Below are 6,545 nucleotides of genomic sequence, written 5' to 3' on the forward strand. Positions count from 1 at the left end.
TGTCCAGGGTGCCATATCTCAACAACAGTGGTTAGCAAGTAAACGAATGCTTTTCAGTGCATTGAGCGGCAAACTCCAAAAAAATTTACAAAATATCAGAATTTTTGTTTATTCGTTTACAAAACTTTCCATCAAAACTAATCAGTTATTGTGAAATTTTCTGACCCGTTTCCATAATCGGCTTGCACAAGTGTGCGCTCTCACCAGCTGGAAGAGGAGCCAGAAGGTGGGGAATGGAAATGGGAGGAATTTATGACTAACAAAAATGTCACACGCCGCGGCGTGTTGAAATCTGGTGCGGTCGCAAGTACCGGATTGGCCCTGCCAACAATTTTTACCGCCTCATCAGCGGCAGCCTTCACGAACGAGCCAACCGGATCGTCGGTTGTACTGGGCTTCAACGTCCCGCAGACCGGCCCATATGCCGAAGAAGGCAACGATGAATTGCTTGCGCAGCAGTTGGCCGTTGAGCACTTGAACGGTGAAGGCGACGGTGGGTGCCTGAACACGTTCTCGTCCAAGGTCCTTCAGGGCAACGGAATCCTTGGAAAGAAAGTTGAGTTCGTAACCGGAGACACTCAAACCAAATCAGACGCCGCGCGTGCATCCGCCAAGTCGATGATCGAAAAAGACGGCGCAATTATGATCAACGGTGGTTCATCCTCGGGTGTGGCCGTTGCTGTGCAGGGCCTATGCCAAGAGGCGGGCGTGATCTTTATGGCCGGCCTGACCCATGCCAACGACACCACTGGCAAGGACAAGAAGGCAAATGGCTTCCGCCATTTCTTTAACGCTTATATGTCGGGTGCCGCACTGGCGCCGGTTCTGGCGGCAGAAATGGGCAATGAGCGTCGCGCTTACCACTTAACGGCAGACTACAACTGGGGATGGACCCAGGAAGAGTCGATTGTTGCTTCGACCGAAGCTTTGGGATGGGAAACGGTCAACACGGTTAAGACACCACTCGCATCAACGGATTTCTCGTCCTACATTGCGCCGGTTCTGAACTCGGGTGCGGATGTTTTGGTTTTGAACCACTACGGCGGCAACATGGTGAATTCGCTGACCAACGCGATCCAGTTCGGTCTGCTGGACAAGGTGGCCAACGGAAAAGACTTCAAAATCGTTGTGCCGCTTTACTCTGAATTGATGGCTGCTGGTGCAGGCGAAAACATCAAGGGTGTGCTGGGTTCGATGAACTGGAACTGGCAGCTGCAGGATGAGGGTACCAAGGCCTTTGTAAAATCCTTCGGCGAGAAATATGGTAAGCCTCCGTCGAACTCGGCTCAGACCTGCTATGCACAGACGCTGCTTTATGCAGATGCGGTTGAACGCGCAGGTACTTTCAACCCGTGCGGTGTTGTCGAAGCATTGGAAGACTTTGAATTCGACGGGCTGGGCAACGGACCCACATGGTACCGTGGTGCGGATCACCAGTGCTTCAAGGACGTTCTTGTGGTGCGGGGCAACCAGAACCCAACAAACGAGTACGACACACTGGAAATCGTTGAGATCACTCCGCGTGCACAGGTTGAGTACGATCCGGAGCATCCGATGTTCGCCGGTGGCGATCTCGGCGAGTGCAACCCGGGTGCATAAGGTCTTTGGCCTTCGTCTGGTCGCTGATAGGCGGCCAGACACTCTCAGCCGGGTGACTTTTCCTCGTGCTGACCACTCAAATAACGCTGACCAACCTTGAGGTGGGGCAATGGACGCCATCCTATTGCAAATTCTGAACGGGCTGGACAAGGGTTCGGCTTATGCGCTTATCGCGTTGGGTCTGACACTGATTTTCGGCACGCTTGGGGTCGTGAACTTTGCCCACGGGGCCTTGTTTATGATCGGTGCGTTCTGCGCAGTGACCTTGCAAAAGCTTATGAACCTGAGTTTCGAAGTCGTTGATGAATCTCAGCAGGATTTTCTTGGTAATCCGCTGAAAGTGGAAACGCCCTATGTTGAAGCTTGGTTCGGACCAGAAGTCGGCGCTGCAATCATTGATTGGTCCGTTCCGTTGGCCATCCTTTTTGCGATTCCCATCATGCTGTTGGTCGGCTACGTAATGGAAAGGGGCCTGATTAAGTATTTCTACAAACGTCCTCATGCGGACCAAATTCTTGTGACTTTCGGCTTGGCGATCGTGTTGCAGGAAATCGTGAAGTACTTCTTTGGCGCAAACCCAATTCAGACACCTCCGCCAGATGCGCTGAGTGGGTCGATCGACCTTGGCGTTATGGTAGGTTTTGACCCGAACGCGATAATATACCCAATATGGCGACTCGTTTATTTTGGCTTTGCCGTTGCGATTATTGGCGCGGTATTCTCTTTCCTTCAATTTACAACCTTTGGGATGGTGGTGCGGGCCGGGATGGCGGACCGTGAAACAGTAGGATTGCTGGGGATCAATATCGACCGTCGTTTCACAATCATGTTCGGGATTGCCGCTGCCGTCGCAGGGCTGGCGGGGGTCATGTACGGACCTCTTAATCCGCCAAATTATCACATGGGTATGGATTTTCTGGTTCTTAGCTTTGTCGTTGTTGTTGTTGGCGGCATGGGATCGCTGCCCGGAGCGGTTCTCGCCGGATTTCTGCTGGGCATCCTGGAAAGTTTTGCATCGACTACGTGGGCTACAACTACAATCCCAGGCATCAACCAGATCATCATCTACCTTGTTGCCATCATCGTGTTGCTCACGCGGCCGCGCGGGCTGATGGGCCGCAAAGGCGTGATGGAGGAATAAGATATGTTGGGACTAAACAAAAAAGACACAAGCCTCCTGATTATAGTCGGCCTCCTGACATTGCTGGCCCCTTTCATCCTGAACCCGTTCCCAGAGGGCAGCGCGATGGCGCAGTTCAACGCGGGCTATCCGGACCTGATGCAGAGATTTGTGATCTTCGGAATCTTTGCAATTGGCTTCAACATCCTTTTTGGTCTGACTGGCTACTTGTCCTTCGGTCACGCGGCCTTTTTGGGGGTCGGCTCATATTCGGCAGTTTGGATGTTCAAGCTGCTCAGCTACAACGTTATTCCGGCTATCGCGCTTAGCGTTGTCGTCGCTGGGCTGTTTTCTTTGCTGATCGGCTTTGTCAGCCTTCGCCGGTCGGGGATTTACTTTTCGATCCTGACTCTGGCCTTTGCGCAAATGAGCTTTGCTCTGGCATATTCAGTCCTGTCGAACCCTAAGTTTAATCTGACAAACGGCGAAACCGGTTTGCAGGTTTACGCGGACGATCCGCAAATCTTGCAGGGGACCAATTCACCCGGCCTGCCGCATTTGTTCGGTCTGCCTATGCGTGCCACCTACACTATGGATGTTGGCGCTTGGAGCTTTGACTTTAACGCGGGTTACTACCTGTGCGCAGTTGTCATGATGGTGGTGTTTTATCTGGCCATCCGTATCTTCCGGTCGCCATTTGGAATGATGCTGCGTGCGGTGAAATCGAACCAACAGCGGATGAACTACACCGGTTTGAATTCCAAACCCTATACGCTTGCGGCTTTTGTGATTTCGGGAATGTACGCGGGTTTGGCCGGTGGTCTTATGGCGGCGATGGACCCGTTGGCTGGTGCAGAACGGATGCAGTGGACTGCCTCGGGTGAGGTTGTGCTCATGACCATTCTGGGCGGCACCGGCACTTTGATAGGCCCGATTTTGGGTGCAGGTTTTATTAAGTATTTCGAGAACATTTTCTCGAAAATCAACGACAACGTCCTGCACAGCTGGTTTGCGTTCTTACCTGATGGATTGGAGGATGCGGTTGTTTTCCTCATCCATCCGTTTATCGGTAAGGGGTGGCACTTGACCCTTGGCATCCTGTTCATGCTGGTGGTCATTTATCTACCCGGCGGTCTCGTGGAAGGCGGCCAGCGCATGCTCAACTGGTTCAAAAACAAAAAAACTGCAACCGACGACACTAAGTCGGGCAAAACCGAACCAGCGGAATAAGGGGTACGACAATGGCAATCTTAAGAGTCAAAGACGTCAGCAAACGTTTCGGTGGGTTAAAAGCCTTGACGGACGTGAACCTGAGCGTCGAAGAAAACTCAGTTCATGCGATTATCGGCCCGAACGGAGCAGGTAAATCCACCTTGCTGAATTGCCTCGTGGGCAAGCTGATGCCCGATACCGGGACAGTTTTGTTTGACAATGCTTCCGTCCTTGGACTTGAGCCGTATCAGATTAACCAAATGGGCATCAGCCGCGTGTTTCAGACGCCTGAGATTTTCGGTGAACTCACTGTTATGGAAAACATGCTTATTCCAATCTTTGCGATGCGGGATGGCGCGTTTCGGATGCACGCTTATGAGACAATCGCCAACGAGAAAACCATTGTAGAACAAGCTGAATCTGTTCTTGAAGAAATGAATATGGCGGACAAGCGGCAGATGCACGCCGCTGCACTGTCGCGTGGGGACAAGAGGCGTTTGGAAATCGGCATGTGCCTGAGCCAAAACCCCCGCTTGCTTTTGTTGGATGAACCCACGGCAGGTATGGCTCGGGCAGACACCAACAATACAATTGATTTGCTAAAGCAGATCAAAGATGAACGTGACATAACAATCGCGATTATTGAACACGACATGCACGTGGTTTTCAGCCTCGCTGAACGGATCACCGTTCTAGCGCAGGGAACGCCGCTGGTCGAAGACACTCCTGAAAATATCCGCGGAAACCCGAAAGTTCGAGAAGCTTACCTGGGCGAAGCAGCGTGAGGAAAAGCAATGAACGAAAAACCTGACTTTTCAAAAGACGCCAACATGGCCAGCACCGCGCCCGCGTTTCTTTCAGTGTGGGACATGCACTCTTACTACGGTGAGAGCTACATCGTTCAGGGTGTGAACTTTAACGTGCACGAAGGCGAAATACTTGCGTTGTTGGGGCGAAATGGTGCTGGAAAGACATCGACGCTTCGCTCGATTGCGCGGGTCGGTGAACCAGAGGTCAAGCACGGGGAAATCTGGCTGGATCACCAGCCATTGCACAAAATGACCAGCTATGAAGCAGCGGCGGCTGGTCTTGGTCTGGTGCCAGAAGACAGACGGATTATTCCCGGTTTGACCGTGGAAGAAAACTTGCAACTTGCGCAAATAGCGCCTCCTGTCGGATGGTCGCTGGAGCGACTTTACGAACTGTTCCCCCGTCTTGGCGAACGCCGAAAGCAAGAGGGAATAACGCTGTCAGGCGGTGAACAGCAGATGCTTTCGATTGCAAGGGCATTGGCAAGAGATATTAAGGTTTTGCTCTTGGATGAACCGTATGAAGGTTTGGCGCCGGTGATCGTCGACGAGATCGAAAAGACGCTCATTCACGTTAAGCAGCAGGGGATGACAACCATTATTGTCGAACAAAACGCCATCCGTGCACTGGAACTGGCCGATCGTGCGATAATTCTGGATACAGGCAGCATCGTGTTTGATGGAACCGCGAATGAAGTTCTGGAAAACAGTCAGCTTCGAGAAGAGTACTTGGCGATTTAAACGGACAAGGGCCGTCGAAACTCACGGCTTTCGTTGAGCACCACTGGGGGACTGATCACGCTCTGCAATGGGCGGTCATCCAGCCATGCGGTTTCACAAATGCCTTCTTGACGATCAGATTTTCAGGCGCAATGCTGAATTCATGGGCGTTTTGAAAACTTTGATTGCGTCGTCGGTGTTCCTCTGCGTGTCAGCTGCAAATCTTTATGCTGACGATGAGCTGGTGAAATCCTTTGCAAGCTGCGCTGGCAGGTATTCAGCGGAAATTGAGCACGCCTGGCTTTTGGATGATCCCAACGCAAAACAGTATGAAATGAAAAGAAAGGGATTTGTTTCCCTGCTGAATGCAACAATCGAGTCCGATAATGCGCAACACGTTTTGAGCCATCGCGTGAATGCGAAACATGCGCATTCGGCTCTTTTACAAACTGGGACCTTTGGTTCGGATGCGGCAACGTCGACAGCGGCGCGGAGAACTGCGGCTCGTCTCTTGTATCAGTGCAATTTGTTGCTGCTTGGTGGAACCTGAACCAAACCGTTGCTGCGATGCCGCATTATTAGGCCTGCGTTGCGGCAATGCTGTAAAATTAAGCGATCACCTGAAACTTCCGGAAATCCTCGCTTACGTGGCTTACTCGTAGTCGCGTAAGTGAATACGACAGAGTTGCGCCGAAATTCGGCTTTGGAATTGTGCGAAGGTGCCCGGCCTAGGAACCTGATGACACCCTCGCACTCCGCAAATATGCGTAGGGGGTATATGGGGTGTTTTCGCGTTCCGAGCAACCCTGCTGCGCATCGCAAACAAGGAAATGCTGATGCACAATACTCTTAAAACCACCGCTGCCGTTCTGTTGGCCTCTGCTTTGCCAGCTTTGGCGGATTGTCCGATCAAGGTCGGCGTTCTGCATTCATTGTCGGGTACGATGGCGATCTCGGAAACAACGCTGAAAGACACGATGGAGATGCTGGTTGAACAGCAAAACGAAGCGGGTGGGCTTTTGGAATGCGAATTGGAAGCGGTTGTTGTCGATCCAGCTTCGGATTGGCCACTGTTCGCTGAAAAG

The 6,545-nt window shown here is 51.9% G+C and carries 7 protein-coding genes; all 7 read left to right on the top strand.

What is annotated here, in order from left to right; genetic code table 11:
- Nucleotides 1-252: 252 nt before the first annotated feature.
- On the top strand, nucleotides 253-1,599 hold the full coding sequence (locus AC2FNV_RS16225; protein ID WP_170477107.1) for a substrate-binding protein: 1,347 nt from the start codon (nucleotides 253-255) through the stop codon (nucleotides 1,597-1,599).
- Between the two features lie 109 nt (nucleotides 1,600-1,708).
- Complete coding sequence (locus tag AC2FNV_RS16230; RefSeq protein ID WP_170477109.1) at nucleotides 1,709-2,740, top strand: branched-chain amino acid ABC transporter permease; 1,032 nt, start codon at nucleotides 1,709-1,711, stop codon at nucleotides 2,738-2,740.
- A 3-nt stretch (nucleotides 2,741-2,743) separates the two neighbouring features.
- Nucleotides 2,744-3,949, top strand: coding sequence for a branched-chain amino acid ABC transporter permease (locus AC2FNV_RS16235; RefSeq protein ID WP_496773881.1), 1,206 nt, complete (start codon nucleotides 2,744-2,746; stop codon nucleotides 3,947-3,949).
- 11 nt (nucleotides 3,950-3,960) lie between these two features.
- Nucleotides 3,961-4,716: an ABC transporter ATP-binding protein gene (locus tag AC2FNV_RS16240; RefSeq protein WP_170477114.1), complete on the top strand. Its 756-nt coding sequence runs from the start codon at nucleotides 3,961-3,963 to the stop codon at nucleotides 4,714-4,716.
- A 9-nt stretch (nucleotides 4,717-4,725) separates the two neighbouring features.
- Nucleotides 4,726-5,481 (top strand): ABC transporter ATP-binding protein, encoded by a 756-nt coding sequence (locus AC2FNV_RS16245; RefSeq protein ID WP_170477117.1) that lies wholly within the window; start codon nucleotides 4,726-4,728, stop codon nucleotides 5,479-5,481.
- A gap of 85 nt (nucleotides 5,482-5,566) precedes the next feature.
- The gene (locus AC2FNV_RS16250) at nucleotides 5,567-6,010 is read left to right on the top strand and encodes a hypothetical protein (RefSeq protein WP_170610735.1); all 444 of its coding nucleotides are present in this window, start codon (nucleotides 5,567-5,569) and stop codon (nucleotides 6,008-6,010) included.
- A 286-nt stretch (nucleotides 6,011-6,296) separates the two neighbouring features.
- Nucleotides 6,297-6,545: transporter substrate-binding protein (locus tag AC2FNV_RS16255; protein WP_496773884.1), on the top strand; the 249-nt coding region annotated here is incomplete at its 3' end.

Source organism: Ruegeria sp. BHSA163 (assembly GCF_059613365.1).

Excerpts from the sequence above, each read along its gene's own strand:
- AC2FNV_RS16225 (WP_170477107.1), top strand. The coding sequence starts at position 253 with ATGACTAACAAAAATGTCACACGCCGCGGCGTGTTGAAATCTGGTGCG.
- AC2FNV_RS16230 (WP_170477109.1), top strand. The coding sequence starts at position 1,709 with ATGGACGCCATCCTATTGCAAATTCTGAACGGGCTGGACAAGGGTTCG.
- AC2FNV_RS16235 (WP_496773881.1), top strand. The coding sequence starts at position 2,744 with ATGTTGGGACTAAACAAAAAAGACACAAGCCTCCTGATTATAGTCGGC.
- AC2FNV_RS16240 (WP_170477114.1), top strand. The coding sequence starts at position 3,961 with ATGGCAATCTTAAGAGTCAAAGACGTCAGCAAACGTTTCGGTGGGTTA.
- AC2FNV_RS16245 (WP_170477117.1), top strand. The coding sequence starts at position 4,726 with ATGAACGAAAAACCTGACTTTTCAAAAGACGCCAACATGGCCAGCACC.
- AC2FNV_RS16250 (WP_170610735.1), top strand. The coding sequence starts at position 5,567 with ATGCGGTTTCACAAATGCCTTCTTGACGATCAGATTTTCAGGCGCAAT.